Raw genomic sequence first — 16,415 nt, 5'->3', positions numbered from 1 at the left:
GGCCCACCGGCCCGGCCCGCACCCCCGCCGACGGGAGTACGGGCCGCAGTCCGGAGAACCGAGGCTCCACGCGCGCGTGGTCAGCTCTCGCCGTCCTCCTCCCAGCCGAAGCTCTTCTCCACGGCCTTGCGCCAGTTGTGGTACTCGCGGTCCCGCACCGACGCCTCCATCGACGGCGTCCACTCGACGTCCTTCTGCCAGTGGGCCTTGAGCTCGTCCAGGTCGTTCCACACCCCGGTGGCCAGGCCGGCCGCGTACGCGGCGCCCAGACAGGTCGTCTCGGAGACCTTGGGCCGCACCACCGGGACATCGAGCACATCCGCCTGGTGCTGCATGAGCAGGTTGTTCTTCGTCATGCCGCCGTCGACCTTCAGGGTCGTGATGTGCACCCCCGAATCCTGGTACATGGCGTCGACTACCTCACGCGTCTGCCAGCTCGTCGCCTCCAGCACCGCGCGCGCGAGGTGCGCCTTCGTGACGTACCGGGTCAGCCCGGTGACCACGCCACGCGCGTCGGAGCGCCAGTACGGTGCGAAGAGGCCCGAGAACGCCGGCACGATGTACGCGCCGCCGTTGTCCTCCACGCTCGCCGCCAGAGGCTCGATCTCGTCGGCGGTCCGGATGATGCCGAGCTGGTCGCGGAACCACTGGACCAGCGCGCCCGTTATGGCTATCGACCCCTCCAGACAGTAGACCGGCGCCTCACTGCCGATCTTGTAGCCCATCGTCGTCAGCAGACCGCTCTTCGACGGCACCGGGCGGTTGCCCGTGTTGAGCAGCAGGAAGCTTCCCGTGCCGTACGTGTTCTTCGCCGTGCCGACGTCATAGCAGGCCTGGCCGAACACGGCGGCCTGCTGGTCGCCCAGCGCGGAGGCCACGGGCACGCCGGCGAGCTGGCCGACAGCGGTGCCGTACGCCTCGGCGGAGGACCGGATCTCGGGCAGCATCGCTTCGGGGAGGTTCATCGCGGAGAGGATCGAGGAGTCCCACTGGAGGGTCTCCAGGTTCATCAGCATGGTGCGGCCCGCGTTGGTCACGTCGGTGACGTGCTGCCCGCCGTCCGTGCCGCCGGTGAGGTTCCAGATCAGCCAGGAGTCCATCGTGCCGAAGGCGATCTCACCGCGTTCGGCACGCCCTCGCAGGTCGGGCACGTTGTCGAGCAGCCAGGCGGCCTTGGGCCCGGAGAAGTAGGTGGCCAGCGGCAGCCCCGTCTGCTCGCGGAACCGGTCCTGCCCGTCCGAGCCGCCCAGCTGGTTGCAGAGCGCCGCCGTCCGCGTGTCCTGCCACACGATGGCGTTGTGCACCGGCTTTCCGGTGGCGCGGTCCCACAGGAGGGTCGTCTCGCGCTGGTTGGTGATCCCGAGCGCGCTCAGCTGGTCGGCGCGCAGCCCGGCCTTGGCGATCGCCCCGGCCACCACTGCCTGCACCTTGGACCAGATCTCGGTGGCGTCGTGCTCCACCCAGCCCGGCTTGGGAAAGATCTGGCGGTGTTCGCGCTGGTCCACCGCGACTATCGCGCCGTCCTGGTTGAAGACGATGCAGCGGCTCGATGTGGTGCCCTGGTCGATTGCGGCGACGTACTTTTCTGCGTTGTCCGTCATGGCTACCCCTTGGGCTGGTTCAGAAGGCTGCGTTGTAGATGACACCGCCGAGCAGTCCGCCGATCAGTGGGCCCACGACGGGGATCCACGAGTAGCCCCAGTCGGAGGTGCCCTTGTTCGGGATCGGCAGGATGGCGTGGATGATGCGCGGGCCGAGGTCACGTGCCGGGTTGATGGCGTAACCGGTGGGACCACCCAGGGACAGGCCGATGCCGACGACCAGGAGGGACACCAGCAGGATCGCGATGCCGGATCCGTAGATGCCGCCGCCCCCCTCGATCAGGCCGATGCCGATGCCCTCCACGTGCCTGTCCTGACCGACCAGAGCGAGGATGGGCAACACCAGGGCGATGGTGGCCAGGATCTCGGTGACCAGGTTGGCGACCGGGTTCCGGATCTCGGGGATCGTCGAGAAGATGCCGAGCGTCGGAACCGGTTCGTCCGCCGTGCCCTCAGTGGTTCCCGTCTGCCGCACGTTGGCCGCGAACTGGGCGTAGTACACGAGATAGCACAGGATCGCACCGATCATGGCGCCGGTGATCTGGCCCAGCAGATAGACCCAGACCTTGCTCCATACGCCGGTGTCGACGGCGAGACCGAAGGTGACGGCCGGGTTGATGACCCCTCCGGAGAGAGGAGCGGCGGTGTACGCCCCGGCCAGCACGCCGAAGCCCCAGCCGAACGCGATCACGATCCACCCGGAGGCCCGTGCTTTCGAGAACCTGAGGGTGACGGCGGCGCACACACCGGCGCCGAACAGGATCAGGATCGCCGTGCCGATCATCTCGCCGAAGAAGATGTCTCCGTTAGTCATGGCGGCTCCTAGGCCGTGGCCCGGGACGGTTCGCCCCGGTCCTCACATGCAGAGTGCGTTTCCCATGGCGACTTCAGCCGAATGCAGGGAGATCCAGCGATCTCGTGTCCCGCCCGGCATCCGTGACGAGCGTGCCGTCGCAGCCGAATCGCCCGTGGAGGAATGGGCCTTGGCGCAGGCGCGCCCACGCGCCGCAGTGCCGGAATACGCCGAGTATGTACGGCGATGTCGACTGACACCGGAAGTGTTCACCGGCACCCAAGGGGCGTCAAGGTCGCCGACCGCAATGGTTGGCGGCCATGTGACGGCGGCCGGGCTCCTGCCGGGCCGGGTGGCCGGTTGCACGGCCTGACGGCGCCCGGTCGGGTCGTTGTTCAGATCTGGTCGGGGCCACCGCGCGGCCTGGGTGAGCCGCGCGAGGCTCTGCTGGTGGTGTCCGGCCACCGCTGGGCTCCGCCGTCGGCACCAGCCCAGCCGCACCTGACTCCTCGCTTGCTAGCCACCAGCATCCACCTGACCTGGCGGTTTCTCAACCGCACGAGTCACGCACGGCCTTAGGCCTCCGCGTGGGGCCCTGGCGGGCGGATCGCCACCCGATCGGGCCCTCGTCGCACGACAGCGCCAGAGCCCCCACGAGGGGCCGTACGGCCCCCTCACAGCCCAGTACCTGCCTCGCTCCTGCCCCTCCGTGGCCCGGGCGCCGGGTACCCCTCTCAACGCCCGGGCTCCGCCACGCCACACCCGGCAGCCGCCGATGCCGGCTCCGCGCCCCGGCGGGTCTCATGTCCGGGCAGGCCCGCCCGGCCCAGCACCCAACTCGCCCCGCGCAACGATTTCGCCGCCTTCTTCAACGGTGCCAGGCAGGCCGCCGCCTGCCGGTGGTCCGCCACAGTGCCCGGCGCGCACAGCACCGTGGCGAGCGACAGCGTGACCGGCCGGCCCCCCGCCGACCAAGGGGCGTCCAGCACAGAGGTGGCCAGCGGGTCGAGACCCTCCGGATCGGCGAGCACCAGGAAGTCGTCCCCACCGATGTGCCCCACGCGCGCGCTGTCCGGCGCGGCCTGCTGCAGCGCCCGTCCGACCGCCCGGATCAGCTCGTCCCCCGCCGCGAAGCCGGCCCCGTCGTTGACCTGCTTGAAGTGATCGACGTCCAGCCAGCTGAGCGCGAACGGCCGCCCGGCAGCGATCCGTCGGTCCACCTCACCGGTGATGGCGTCCGAGCCGGGCAGACGCGTCAGCGGATTGAGCCCCGCCGCTTCCTCCACTCGTGTCTCGGCCAGCGCTCGCACCAGGTCCGCGAGCCGTACGACCCCCACACACCGTCCGTACTCGTCCACGACGGCCACGTCGTCCGACGTACGGTCCCGCCCGCCGACCGCCACCACGTCCAGGACCTCCCAGGCGGTGGCGTCGACACCCACCGTCCGCGGTGGGTCGCCGAGCTTCGCCGCGGGCCGGTCGGCGTACAGGGCATGCCCGTAGCGCCCTGACATCGACAGCAGGAAGCGGGACCGGTGCACCGACCGGACCGGCACGCCCGCGGGGTCCACGAGCAGCACCCCCGACACGTCCGGCGACCCCGTCAGCAGCGCTCGCACCTGCCCCGCGGACGCCGCGGCAGGCAGCAGCGCCGCGGGCCGCACGAACTCGCGCACCCATGGCCCTGACCGTGGCACCGCCGGCTCGGCGGGGGAGCGGGGCGGAACGTAGACGTCCGCTGCGGGCAGCCGCGCCGGCGGTGCGAACAGCTCGCCCTGCGCCAGCTGCGCCCCGGCCGTCAGCGCCGCCGCGCACTGCCCTTCGGTCTCCACGCCCTCGACCGCCAGGAGCGCCCCCAGCTCGTCGCACAGCGTCCGCATCGACCGGACCACGGCCGGCCGAGCCAGCAGCGACGCGTCCAGCTTCACGAGGCCGGGCGCGATGTCCGAGAGCAGCCGCAGGGGCACGTCCCCGTCCCCGACGCCGTCCGCGCAGATCCGGAAGCCCTGACCGCGCAGCGCGGCCACCGCCTCCAGCAACGCCTGCTGCGGTACGTGCGTGTACGGCGGACAGACGTCGATCGTGACTTCCCACGGCAGCCGCCCCGCCTCGCGCACGGCGGCGTGCAGTGAAGGGAGGCCGCCGAGGTCGGCGAGGGTACCGGCGAACACGTTGACGAACAGCGGAAGCAGGGTCTCCTTGCGCACCGCCGCGCGGACCGCCGAGACCGCCAGCCGGCAGTCGAGCTCGGGATCCCGGCGGGCCTCGGCCAGGATGTCGCCGGTCTCCGGGCGGGCGAGTATCTCCAGCCCCGCGACCGCGCCGGTCGTCAGATTGACCACCGGCTGGAAGGCGAAGCGGAGAGTATCCGTCCAGGAGTGCACGGGAAGCATGATGACTCCACCGGCGCACCCCCGAGCGCAGTTCATGAGACGTTCACGCAGGATTCCGGCGCGGTCACACAGCGTATGACCAAGCCCCGCCACGGCCGCACGACCAGCCCACCCGCGCCGGCACCGCGGCCCACATGCCCGCCCCAGCGCGCCCGCTCCCAACGCCATGATCACGCTCCTCGCGATCACCGCACAGCGATCACCGCCGACCCGTGCCCGAACAGCCCTTGATTCGCACTGATCCCCACGCGCGCCCCAGCGACCTGCCGGTCACCCGCATCACCCCTCAACTGCCAGGCCAGCTCGCACACCTGGGCGATCGCCTGAGCCGGCACCGCCTCGCCGAAGGAGGCCAGTCCACCGCTGACGTTCACCGGTATTCGCCCGCCCAGTGCGGTCGCCCCGTCCCGCAGCAGCTTCACGGCCTCGCCCTCGCCGCACAGCCCCAAGTCCTCGTACCACTGCAGCTCAAGCGCCGTGGACAGATCGTAGACCTCGGCCAGTGACAGGTCTTCCGGTCCGATTCCCGCCTCCTCGTAGGCCGCCCGGGCGATCGACCTCCGGAACGTCTCACCGGGCGGATCCACCGCCACCGCGGAGTCCGTGGCGATGTCCGGCAGGTCCAGCACGGTGTTCGGGTAACGCGGCGTCACCGTGGACACGGCCCGGATCCGCACCGGCTCCGCATGGCCGTGCCGCCGCGCGAACTCCAAGCTGGAGAGCACCACAGCGGCCCCGCCGTCGGAGGTCGCACAGATGTCGAGCAGCCGCAGCGGATCGGCGACGACAGCGGACGCGGCGACCTCCTCCGCCGTGACCGGCCTGCGGTAGCGCGCCTTGGGGTTGAGCGCGCCCATGGCCGCGTTCTTCACCTTCACCTGTGCGAAGTCGTCCGTCGTATCGCCGTGCAGAGCCATGCGCCGTCGGGCGTACAACCCGAAGTACACCGGGTTGGTCGCCCCGAGGATCCGGAACCGCAGCCAGTCGGGGTCGTCGGGCCGGTCCCCGCCCGCGGGACGGAAGAATCCCTTGGGAGCGGCGTCGGCTCCGACCACGAGCACCGCGTCGGCGAGCCCGGAGAGTATCTGGGCCCGTGCGGTGTCGACCGCCTGCGCCCCGGACGCGCACGCCGCGTACACGCTCGTGACCCGGGCTCCCTGCCAGCCCAGTGCTTTCGCGAACGTCGCTCCGGCGACATACCCCGGATAGCCGCCCCGGACGGTGTCCGCCCCGATGATCGAGCCGATGTCCCGCCAGTCCAGCCCGGCGTCGGCGAGCGCCACCCGGGCCGCCGCGACGCCGTACTCGACGAAGCTCCGCCCCCACTTGCCCCACGGGTGCATGCCCGCGCCGAGCACCGCCACCTCTTGCGTCATGCCTTCGCCCCCGTAGGCCGCCAGTGCCACGTCGTCCAGGTCGTCTCCGTGTCCTCATGGAGCACGCCGGGCACGACCTCCGCCTCCATACCCACCGTCAGATCCGCGACGGTGACCCCGGGAGCCGCCTGTCCCAGCACCACGATCCGCTCGGCCTCCAGCTCCACAGCGATCAACGCGCACGGCTCCCACGGAAGTTCCGGATCGCTCACATAGGGTGACGGCGGTCGATACCGGCTGTCGGTGTACGACCAGACGCGCCCCCGTCGCGACAGCGCGACCTCTTCCAACTCCCCGCCCGTGCAGGAGGGGTTGTGGCAGTGGTGGTCCTCACGCGGGAAGAAGACCGAGGCGCACGCCGCACAGCGCGTGCCGAGCAGCCGGAAGGCTTCACCGTCCCCGGCGAACCACCCCGCCACCACAGGTGTTCGTGAACGCGACACAGCCCCTCCCCACACCAGATCTGACGGTACGTCAGAAGTCTCCCACGGCATTCCGGAATTGGGCATCCCTTCCCCGGCGGGCCCGTCTCCTGGTAGACGCAAGGGCCATGACGCGACTCACCACCGTGGCACGCGGCCTCATCACAGTGCTCGCCACCCTGCTGGCAGCGACCGCCTCCACCGCGACCGCCCAGGCCAAGCCCGAGCCCAAGGCACCGAAGGACTTCGTGGCGCTGCGAAGCGTGGACCCGACGATCATCCAGGAGATGCGCTACGTCACCCCGCACAACTTCGTCGGCGAACGCATCGACGGCTACCTCCAGCCGACCTGCATCCTCACCCGCCCCGCCGCACAGGCCCTCCACAAGGCCCAGAGGAAGCTCCTGCGCCAGGGCTACACACTCAAGGTGTACGACTGCTATCGACCGCAGCGCGCGGTGGACCACTTCGTCCGCTGGGCCGAGGACCTCGACGACGAGGCGATGAAGGGCGAGTTCTACCCGAACGTCGACAAGACCCGGCTGTTCGCCGACGGCTACATCGCCGAGAAATCCGGCCACAGCCGCGGATCGACCCTGGACGTCACACTGGTGAGGCTGCCGGCGAAGCCGACGCGGCCGTACCACCCCGAAGAGCCCCTCGTGCCGTGCTTCGCACCCATGGGCAAGCGGTTCCCCGACAACTCGATCGACATGGGGACCGGCTTCGACTGCTTCGACACCCTCTCGCACACCCTCGACCCACGCATTCAGGGCGAACAGCGCGCCAACCGGCTGCTGCTCAAGAACGCCCTGGAAGACCTCGGTTTCGTGAACCTGGCTGAGGAGTGGTGGCACTACACCTACAAGCCCGAGCCCTACCCGGACACCTACTTCGACTTTCCCGTGTCCAGGAAGTCGCTCACCGGCACCCACTGAGCCGCCCGCCCGCGACGCCCTCTCCGTGATCGGCTACAGTCCGCCGCGTGTCCGAAACTCAGCACTCCAGTTCCAACTCCGCGCCGGACTCCCACTGTTCGAGCTGCGGCGCGCCCTACGGAGAGGGCGTCTCCGGCTGGCCCCGCCCCTGCCCGGCGTGCGGCGCCGTGGCCTACCGCAATCCACTCCCGGTCGCGGTGGCCCTCCAGCCCGTGTACGACACCAAGGGCACCGCCCTGGTCGTCATCACCCGGACCGTCGCTCCCGCGCGCGGGGGCACGGCCCTGCCCGGCGGCTACATCGACGACCGGGAGGACTGGCGGCAGGCCGTCGTACGCGAACTCAAGGAGGAGACCGGCATCGACGCGGCCGCCCGCGAGGTACGGCTCGTCGACGCGATGAGCTCGCCCGACGGGCACCTGCTGCTCTTCGGCCTCCTGCCGGAACGCCCCGTCGAGAGCCTGCCGCCCTCCGCCGCCACCGACGAGACGGAGGGCTGGCGCCTCCTGCGCAGGGCGGACGAACTGGCCTTCCCCCTGCACACCGTGGCCGTACGCGCCTGGTTCGAGGGCCGGTACATCTGAGCTCAGCCTTCCCCGGCACCGCGGACGCGCACCGGGCAGGATGGCTCGCCCCTCCCGCCCTCGCCCACGCGCTCGACGACCACCCGCGAGCCCATCCACCGAGCGGTGTAGCGCTCGATCTCCGGCTCCTCCCCTCCCTCGCCCCCGTCCGGCACGACCAGCCCGCCCCCGGTCCGTCCGCGGGCGGGCGCCCATACCTCCAGTGCGAACCCGCCGTCCTCCCCGCGTACAGGAAGAACGGCACCCGCGCGAGCGAACACGGGGATGCGCGACAGGGGGGCGTCGACGAGCACCTGCGCCGGCCCCTCGTACGCCCGCTCCGTCACCGTGTCGTACCAGCGCCCCCGCGGCAGCTGCACCGCACGCCGGTCCGCGCCAGGGTCCAGCACCGGCGCCACCAGCAGGCTGTCGCCCAGCAGGAAGGCGTTCTCGCAGTCACGCAGCGTCCGATCCTCCGGCGCGGCCCACCACAGGGGCCGTACGTACGGTGCTCCGGTACGCCGCGCCAGATGCGCCAGCGTCATGAAGTACGGCAGCAACCGACGGCGTTCCCCGAGTGCCACGCGCGCGTGCTCCAGCACCTCGGGCCCGAACTCCCAGGGCTCCCTGCGCCCCGCCCTGAGACTCGCGTGCGTACGGAACAGCGGCAGATACGCGCCCAGCTGGAACCACCGGAGATACAGCTCGGGCGAAGGATCCCCGTCGAAGCCTCCGATGTCCGGCCCCGAGTACGGCACGCCGCACAGCCCCAGCCCCATCACCAGCGCCAAGGACGCCCGCAGTCCCGGCCAGCCGGTGGCCACGTCCCCCGACCACGTCCCGCCGTAGCGCTGCATGCCGGCCCACCCGGAGCGAGAGAACAGGAAAGGCCGCTCCTTCGGCACGAGTTTCCGCAGCCCTTCGAAGCCCGCCCTTGCCATGCACAGCGCGTACACGTTGTGGGCCTCACGATGGTCACCGCCCCGTCCCTCCAGGGAGTGCCGCGCCGACCGAGGCAGCGTCGACTCCCCGAACGCGGTGAACGACGTCGGCTCGTTCATGTCGTGCCAGAAACCCGAGAACCCCTGCGCGAGCCGCTCCTCGTAGAGGCCGCCCCACCACTCACGCACACGCGCGTGCGTGAAGTCGGGAAACACCGCCTCCCCAGGCCACACGACCCCCTGCACGACCTGCCCCGACGCATCCCGCACGAACGCGTCCTCGGCCGTCCCGCCGTCGTACACGGCATTGCCGGGCAGGGCCTTGACGGCCGGGTCGACGATCGACACCAGCCGGATGCCGTCCCGCCGGAGCTCCTCGGCCAGCACGGGCAGCTTCGGGAAGCGGTCCTGGTCGACGGTGAACACCTGATGCGCGTCGAGATGGTCGATGTCCAGGTGCACGGCATCGAGCGGCAGACCGTGTTCCACGTAGCCCGCGACGATCCGCCGCACCTCCTGCTCGCTGCCGAACCCCCACCGCGCGTGCTGGTGGCCGAGCGCCCACGCAGGCGGCAGCGCCGGCGCCCCGGTGAGCGAGGCCCAGGCGAGCAGCACGCGCGCGGGGGTGCCCACCATCACCCAGCAACGCAGCGGACCGCCCTCCATCCGCAGCTCGCTCGACCCGCCGCGGTCGTGCCCGGAACCCGCGCCCTCCTCGCCCTCGCGCAGCGTCACCGCACCGTCCCACGAGCTGTCGTGGAACACCAGATGCGTACCTCCGTCGGACACCACCAGCTGCACCGGCATCGTGATGTAGAGCGGGTCGTCGCCCGGCGCGAAGGAGCGGCCGGGGTCCGTGTTCCACAGCCGGTACGTACCGTCCGGCAGCCGCGGACCCGCGGCACGTCCGCCCAGGCCGAAGAAGCGCGCGTCGGCAGCCACCTCCGACCGCTGCAACCACCGCGCCGGGCTGCCGTCGACCGGCTCCCACCACCGCGGCGGCAGATCACGCCGCAGGGTCACGCCACCGGGCGTACGCACCTCCACCGCGCCGTGCCGCGAGACGACGACGGTCACCCGCTCGGCCACCACCCGCCAGCCGCCGTCCTTGTCCGGCTCCAGCACCGCCCGGGGATCGGGCTCCGGACAGCGGCCGGCCAGCGCGTACGACGGCTCGGGCTCCGCCCCGTCCCAGCCCCAGAAGACGGCCCCGTTCACAGCGACGAGAATCCGCAGCTCCGACCGGCTGAAACGGACGACACCGCCCCCCGGCCCCGGCTCCACCTCCTGCACGGGCCCGGGCACCCGCGCACGCTCCGCCCCGCGCGACGGCAGCCCGGTGGCGTCGGCCCGCCGCCTGCGCCACGCTGCTCGTACTGTACGCACACCCTGCGCCGCCCCCACCGAACCCACCGCTTTCACCGAACGCACCAGGTCACGACCGTTCATGCTGCTCACCCTGTCATTGACCGCGCCACACGCGCGTGGCGTTCAACTGCCGTTCACCCGTGTCAGGACCACATCTTCACGAGGCGGACTATGTGGGACGCGCCCTGGTGCCGAAGTCGATCACATGGCATTGTCCGTGCCAGCCGCTCACGCGCACACCCCAGCCCGTGCGCGGAGGACGCACACGACGCGCACAGTCCGGGAGCCGACCATGTCGACCGCTAGTCCCCAGCCGCTCTGGCAGCCAGACCCCGAGCGCATCGACCGGGCACGGATCACCAGGTTCCAGGCCTGGGCAGCCGAGCAGCACGGCGCCCCCGCCGAGGGCGGCTACGCGGCTCTCCAGCGCTGGTCCGTCGACGAGCTGGACGCCTTTTGGAAAGCCGTCACCGAGTGGTTCGACGTCCGTTTCTCGACCCCGTACGCGCGCGTGCTCGGAGACCGAGCGATGCCGGGGGCCCAGTGGTTCCCAGGTGCCACCCTCAACTACGCCGAACACGCTCTGCGCGCCACCGACAGCCGCGCGGACGAACCGGCCCTCCTGTACGTCGACGAGACGCACGAACCGAGCCCTGTCACCTGGGCCGACCTACGCCGCCAGGTCGGCTCCCTGGCCGCCGAGCTGCGCGCCCTCGGCGTACGCCCGGGAGACCGCGTCAGCGGCTACCTCCCCAACGTCCCCCAGGCCGTGGTCGCCCTCCTCGCCACAGCCGCCGTGGGCGGCGTCTGGACCTCCTGCGCACCCGACTTCGGCGCCCGCAGCGTCCTCGACCGCTTCCAGCAGGTCGAACCCGTCGTGCTGTTCACGGTCGACGGCTACCGCTACGGCGGCAAGGAGCACGACCGACGGGAGACCGTCGCCGAACTGCGCCGCGAACTGCCCACCCTGCGCGCCGTCATCCACATCCCCCTCCTCGACACCGAGGCACCCGAGGGGGCCCTCGACTGGTCGGCCCTCACCTCCGCCGACACGGACCCCGTCTTCGAGCAGGTGCCCTTCGACCACCCCCTGTGGGTGCTCTACTCCTCCGGCACCACCGGCCTGCCCAAGGCCATCGTCCAGTCCCAGGGCGGCATCCTGGTCGAGCACCTCAAGCAACTCGGCCTGCACTGCGACCTCGGCCCCGAGGACCGCTTCTTCTGGTACACGTCGACCGGCTGGATGATGTGGAACTTCCTCGTCTCCGGCCTGCTCACCGGCACCACGATCGTCCTCTACGACGGCAGCCCCGGCTATCCGGACACCGGCGCCCAGTGGCGGATCGCCGAACGCACGCGGGCCACCCTCTACGGCACCTCGGCCGCCTACGTCATGGCTTGCCGCAAAGCCAGCGTGCACCCGTCACGAGACTTCGACCTCTCCACCGTCCAGTGTGTCGCCACCACGGGCTCGCCCCTGCCGCCCGACGGCTTCCGCTGGCTCCACGACGAGGTCCGCGACGACCTGTGGATCGCCTCCGTCAGCGGCGGCACGGACGTGTGCTCCTGCTTCGCCGGAGCCGTACCGACCCTTCCGGTCCACGTCGGCGAGCTCCAGGCACCCTGCCTCGGCACCGACCTCCAGGCCTGGGACCCGAGCGGCAGCCCCCTCGTCGACGAGGTCGGCGAACTCGTGGTCACCAACCCCATGCCGTCGATGCCCATCCACTTCTGGAACGACCCCGACGGCAGCCGCTACCACGACAGCTACTTCGACACCTACCCCGGCGTATGGCGGCACGGCGACTGGATCACCGTGACCTCCCACGGATCCGTCGTCATCCACGGCCGCTCCGACTCCACGCTCAACCGCCAGGGCGTACGCATGGGCTCCGCCGACATCTACGAAGCCGTGGAGCGCCTCCCGGAAATCAGGGAGTCCCTCGTCATCGGCATCGAGCAGCCCGACGGCGGCTACTGGATGCCCCTCTTCGTGCACCTGACCCCGGGATCTGCCCTCGACGAGGCCCTGCTGAACCGCATCAGACAGACCATTCGCGAACAACTCTCACCGCGCCACGTCCCTGACGAGATCATCGAGGTACCCGGCGTCCCGCACACCCTCACCGGCAAGCGCATCGAGGTCCCGGTCAAACGCCTCCTCCAAGGCACCCCACTGGAGAAGGCGGTCAACCCGGGCTCCATCGACAACCTCGACCTCCTGGCTTTCTACGAGGACCTCGCCCGCAAACGCGCCTGACCGAGGTCGCCCACGGCCGCGGCAAGCCACTCCCCGTCACCGTGGTCGTAGACGGGGACTGCGCGGCATAGCAGCGCTGACCTGCGACTTTGATGGCGCTCACCTGCGCCACCACCTCTACCAGCTCTCGTTGTCAGTGCCTTCGATTACTGTGAGTGAGCATTGATCGACTGTGCACAGGGGGAAAGAGAATGGCGCACACCGACAGCCGGACCATGCGGCGCGTCCTGCACCGCGAAATCGCCGGCACCATCGGCCTGCTGACCGACGAGCATGACTTCCGAGCCATGCGCTGCTACCGCAGCTTCACCTTCAACGACCACGCGGCCTACCTGAAGCAGGTGGAAGCCCTCCTCAGGACCCGCACCCTCCAGGGCAGCCACACCACCGTGGCCCTCTTCGATCCCGAGGAGTACGCCGAGTTCTGCACGCAGAAGAGCCTGAACCCCGACAACCCGTCCAGCCGCACACGCTTCACGGCCCAACTCGCGGTGACAGGCCCGACTCTTCCGTACGAGGGCCAGCCTCTGGCCGACCTCCTGGCGGCCCTCGTCGACGAGGGCGTACGACAGGCCACCTGGGAGTACGCGACGACACTCCTCGCGCGCCTGGGCGCCTGTACGTCCTGTGGTGAGGACCTCGGACGCACCGCCTTCGCCCGGGCCTCGAACCTCCTCGTCAAAATCCTCGAAACGGCCCCACCCGGCGACCGGCACCTCGTCTGCAGCGTCACCGGAGCACCCGAAACCCTCATCGCCGCACTCCACGCCGCCGACACCGGCGGCAGCTTGAAGCTGGACGAGACCGAAGCCCTCGAGTTCACCACAGTCCTCGCTCTCGGCCTGGCCACCGAGAGCCCTGGCGGACTCGTCATCCGCGCCAGCGCCCCAGCCATGCCCGACCGTGTCTACGGCTGGCGCCTGCGCGCCTACGGACTCGACCCCCTCACCGCGGGAGAGGTCTTCGACGCCTACTGCACCGACGTCGAGTCCGGCGACCTCATCTCCCCGGAATCAAATGTCGACTACTGCGAGCCGCCCGACCTCGGAGAGGAGCAACCCGCCCGGGGACACAACCACTGAACGCGTGAGGGGCGCCCCACCTCAGTGGAGCGCCCCTCACGGGCAGCCAAGAGCCGACCAAGCCCGGCCTACTCGCCCGACAACACCGCCTGCGCCGCGCTGCGCGCGTCCTCGGCACTGTCCGACGCACGAGCCGCCGCGGCGGCCCGCTCACACTGAGCCAGCGTGTACTTCGCCAGCGTCGCTCGGACATAGGGAATCGACGCCGCACCCATCGAAAGAGAGGTGACGCCCAGACCAGCCAGCACACAAGCCAGCAGCGGGTCGGACGCGGCCTCACCACAGACGCCACAGCTCTTGCCCTCAGCCTTCGCCGACTCGGCGGACAGCGCCACCAAGTCGAGCAGCGCGGGCTGCCACGGGTCCTGCAGACGGGAGACCGCGCCCACCTGACGGTCGGCGGCGAAGGTGTACTGCGCCAGGTCGTTCGTCCCCAGCGAAAGGAACTCGACCTCCTGCAGGATCGAGCGGGCCCGCAGCGCGGCCGAGGGGATCTCCACCATCGCGCCGAACTTCGCCCGCAACCCAGCCTCACGGCACGCGTCCGCGAAGGCCCGGGCATCCGTACGGTCCGCCACCATCGGGGCCATGACCTCGAGATAGACCGGCAGTCCTTCCGCGGCCTTCGCGAGCGCGGTCAGCTGCGTGCGCAGGACCTCCGGGTGGTCGAGCAAGGTCCGCAGTCCCCGCACGCCGAGCGCCGGGTTCGGCTCGTCGGCCGGAGTCAGGAAGTCGAGCGGCTTGTCCGCACCCGCGTCCAGCACCCGCACCACGACACGCCCCTCGGGGAACGTCTCGAGTACCTGCCGGTACGCCGCGACCTGCTTCTCCTCGGAGGGCGCCTGCTTGCTGTCGTCCAGGAACAGGAACTCGGTACGGAAGAGACCGACACCCTCGGCACCTGCGTCGACGGCGGCCTCCACGTCCGCCGGACCACCGATGTTCGCCAGCAACGGCACCTTGTGACCGTCCGCCGTGGCACCGGGCCCGGTCGAGGCAGCCAGCGCGGCCCTGCGCGCGGCGGCCGCGGCCTCCAGCTCTGCCTTCTTGTCCTCACTCGGGTCCACGAAGATCTCGCCCGTGCTGCCGTCGACGGCGATCATCGTGCCTTCGGCCAGCTCACCGGCGCCCGGCAGCGCCACCACGGCCGGCACACCGAGCGCGCGCGCCAGAATCGCGCTGTGGCTGGTCGGACCGCCCTCCTCGGTGACGAAGCCGAGCACCAGAGTCGGGTCCAGCAGCGCGGTGTCGGCAGGCGCGAGGTCACGCGCAACAAGGACATAGGGCTCGTCGCTGTCCGGGACACCCGGCATCGGCACGCCCAGCAGACGGGCGACGATTCGATTCCGCACGTCGTCGAGGTCGGCCACGCGGCCGGCGAGGTACTCACCGGCACCCGCCAGCAGCTCGCGGTACGCGGCGAACGCGTCGTACACCCCGCGCTCGGCCGTGCTGCCGACGGCGATCCGCCGTTCCACGTCGGCCATCAGCTCGGGGTCCTGGGCCATCATGGCCTGCGCCTCGAGCACCGCCTGAGCTTCGCCGCCCGCCAGATTGCCCCGCGCCATCAGGTCGGCCGCCACAGCCTCCACGGCCTTGCGGGCGCGCCCCTGTTCACGCTCCGCCTCGTCCGCCGGGATCTGCTTCGCAGGCGGCTCGAGCACCGCCGTTCCCATATGCCGAACCTCGCCGATCGCCACACCGTGGCTCACGCCGACGCCTCGCAGCGTTGTCTCCATCTCACCCGTCTCCGGTAGTGCGGCGGCTCCCGCCGCCGTGTTGGTTGTCCTACTCGCCGTCATAGGACGGCACTGACGTCACTTCCAGAGGAAGAGACTGTCGCCGGCCTTCACATCGCCGTCGATACGAAGATCGGAGAGGGCTTCGGCCGTGGCCTCCAGCGCCACGATCGGGCAGATCGCGGACTTGCCGGCGGCCTCCACGGCAGCGGGGTTCCAGCGCACGATGCCCTGACCGCGCCTGACGGTGTCGCCCTTGTTCACGAGCACCTCGAAACCCTCGCCGTTGAGCTGCACGGTGTCGATACCGAGGTGCGTGAGCACGCCGTGCCCGCTCTCGTCGACGACGACGAACGCGTGCGGGTGCAGGGAGACGATGACGCCGTCCACGGGAGAGACGGCCTCGGAAGGCTCACGTACGGGGTCGATGGCTGTGCCCGGGCCGACCATGGCCCCGGAGAAGACGGGATCCGGCACGGCTGCCAGCCCGATGGTGCGTCCTGCAAGCGGGGACGTCACGGTGGTCATGGGAAGCCTCCCAGGGGTGGAGATCGTTGGGCCGTCCCTGTCGGTACCGGACGGCACACTGTTCAGCAGGGTATGTCACCTGAAGTGCCGGTTCCGCGCGGGCACTCCGGAGTGGTCTAGACCATACCGCAAATGGATTTGCACGCGCTCTGTGGCCGCGTGTACAGTCGTACTCCTGCCTGGGGCTGAGCGACGCAACTTCGCGTCCTTCCTTGGCGGCACCCAAACTTGTCAGATCCTATCTCGGGGTCACCTTCTGCATGTCCGCAGGGCGGTGGTCAGGGGGCCGGAAAAACACTGATAGAGTTTGGAACAACGAAGGGAAGCGCCCGGAGGAAAGCCCGAGAGGGTGAGTACAAAGGAAGCGACCGTTCCTTGAGAACTCAACAGCGTGCCAAAAGTCAACGCCAG

The 16,415-nt window shown here is 70.5% G+C and carries 12 protein-coding genes; 4 read left to right on the top strand and 8 right to left on the bottom strand.

The window, feature by feature from the left end:
- Positions 1-80: 80 nt before the first annotated feature.
- The 5 genes from glpK to ACIBK5_RS18325 all read right to left on the bottom strand — a co-directional run bounded on the left by glpK (position 81) and on the right by ACIBK5_RS18325 (position 6,585).
- Positions 81-1,601 carry a glycerol kinase GlpK gene (glpK, locus tag ACIBK5_RS18345; protein ID WP_399020846.1) on the bottom strand — a complete coding sequence of 507 codons (1,521 nt, stop codon included), beginning with the start codon at positions 1,599-1,601 and terminating at the stop codon, positions 81-83.
- A gap of 19 nt (positions 1,602-1,620) precedes the next feature.
- A complete protein-coding gene (locus tag ACIBK5_RS18340; RefSeq protein WP_399020844.1) occupies positions 1,621-2,415 on the bottom strand; it encodes an MIP/aquaporin family protein in 795 nt (264 codons plus the stop codon).
- Positions 2,416-3,128: 713 nt separating this feature from the next.
- Positions 3,129-4,778 (bottom strand): EAL domain-containing protein, encoded by a 1,650-nt coding sequence (locus ACIBK5_RS18335; RefSeq protein ID WP_399021277.1) that lies wholly within the window; start codon positions 4,776-4,778, stop codon positions 3,129-3,131.
- A 194-nt stretch (positions 4,779-4,972) separates the two neighbouring features.
- A complete protein-coding gene (locus tag ACIBK5_RS18330; protein ID WP_399020842.1) occupies positions 4,973-6,163 on the bottom strand; it encodes a lipid-transfer protein in 1,191 nt (396 codons plus the stop codon).
- A complete protein-coding gene (locus ACIBK5_RS18325; RefSeq protein ID WP_399021276.1) occupies positions 6,160-6,585 on the bottom strand; it encodes a Zn-ribbon domain-containing OB-fold protein in 426 nt (141 codons plus the stop codon). Before ACIBK5_RS18325 ends, ACIBK5_RS18330 begins: the two co-directional genes overlap by 4 nt.
- Before the next feature lie 128 nt (positions 6,586-6,713).
- Between ACIBK5_RS18325 and ACIBK5_RS18320 the strand changes: the two genes are divergently transcribed.
- Both ACIBK5_RS18320 and ACIBK5_RS18315 read left to right on the top strand, forming a co-directional pair.
- Positions 6,714-7,523, top strand: coding sequence for a M15 family metallopeptidase (locus tag ACIBK5_RS18320; RefSeq protein WP_399020840.1), 810 nt, complete (start codon positions 6,714-6,716; stop codon positions 7,521-7,523).
- Between the two features lie 47 nt (positions 7,524-7,570).
- Positions 7,571-8,107, top strand: coding sequence for an NUDIX domain-containing protein (locus tag ACIBK5_RS18315; protein ID WP_399020839.1), 537 nt, complete (start codon positions 7,571-7,573; stop codon positions 8,105-8,107).
- A 2-nt stretch (positions 8,108-8,109) separates the two neighbouring features.
- On the opposite strand, the gene ACIBK5_RS18310 is transcribed toward ACIBK5_RS18315, so the two are convergent.
- The gene (locus tag ACIBK5_RS18310; RefSeq protein ID WP_399020837.1) at positions 8,110-10,476 is read right to left on the bottom strand and encodes a TIM-barrel domain-containing protein; all 2,367 of its coding nucleotides are present in this window, start codon (positions 10,474-10,476) and stop codon (positions 8,110-8,112) included.
- Positions 10,477-10,687: 211 nt separating this feature from the next.
- Here ACIBK5_RS18310 and ACIBK5_RS18305 point away from each other — a divergent pair, with 211 nt between their 5' ends.
- Complete coding sequence (locus ACIBK5_RS18305) at positions 10,688-12,655, top strand: acetoacetate--CoA ligase (protein WP_399020835.1); 1,968 nt, start codon at positions 10,688-10,690, stop codon at positions 12,653-12,655.
- Positions 12,656-12,846: 191 nt separating this feature from the next.
- Positions 12,847-13,737 carry a hypothetical protein gene (locus ACIBK5_RS18300; RefSeq protein ID WP_399020833.1) on the top strand — a complete coding sequence of 297 codons (891 nt, stop codon included), beginning with the start codon at positions 12,847-12,849 and terminating at the stop codon, positions 13,735-13,737.
- Positions 13,738-13,805: 68 nt separating this feature from the next.
- On the opposite strand, the gene ptsP is transcribed toward ACIBK5_RS18300, so the two are convergent.
- Positions 13,806-15,476 carry a phosphoenolpyruvate--protein phosphotransferase gene (gene ptsP, locus ACIBK5_RS18295; RefSeq protein WP_399020832.1) on the bottom strand — a complete coding sequence of 557 codons (1,671 nt, stop codon included), beginning with the start codon at positions 15,474-15,476 and terminating at the stop codon, positions 13,806-13,808.
- A gap of 78 nt (positions 15,477-15,554) precedes the next feature.
- The gene (locus tag ACIBK5_RS18290; protein ID WP_399020830.1) at positions 15,555-16,004 is read right to left on the bottom strand and encodes a PTS glucose transporter subunit IIA; all 450 of its coding nucleotides are present in this window, start codon (positions 16,002-16,004) and stop codon (positions 15,555-15,557) included.
- Between the last annotated feature and the right edge of the window lie 411 nt (positions 16,005-16,415).

It is taken from the genome of Streptomyces sp. NPDC050546 (genome assembly GCF_044457425.1).
Lineage (GTDB): Bacteria > Actinomycetota > Actinomycetes > Streptomycetales > Streptomycetaceae > Streptomyces.
This window is presented reverse-complemented; position numbering and strand designations above follow the sequence as displayed.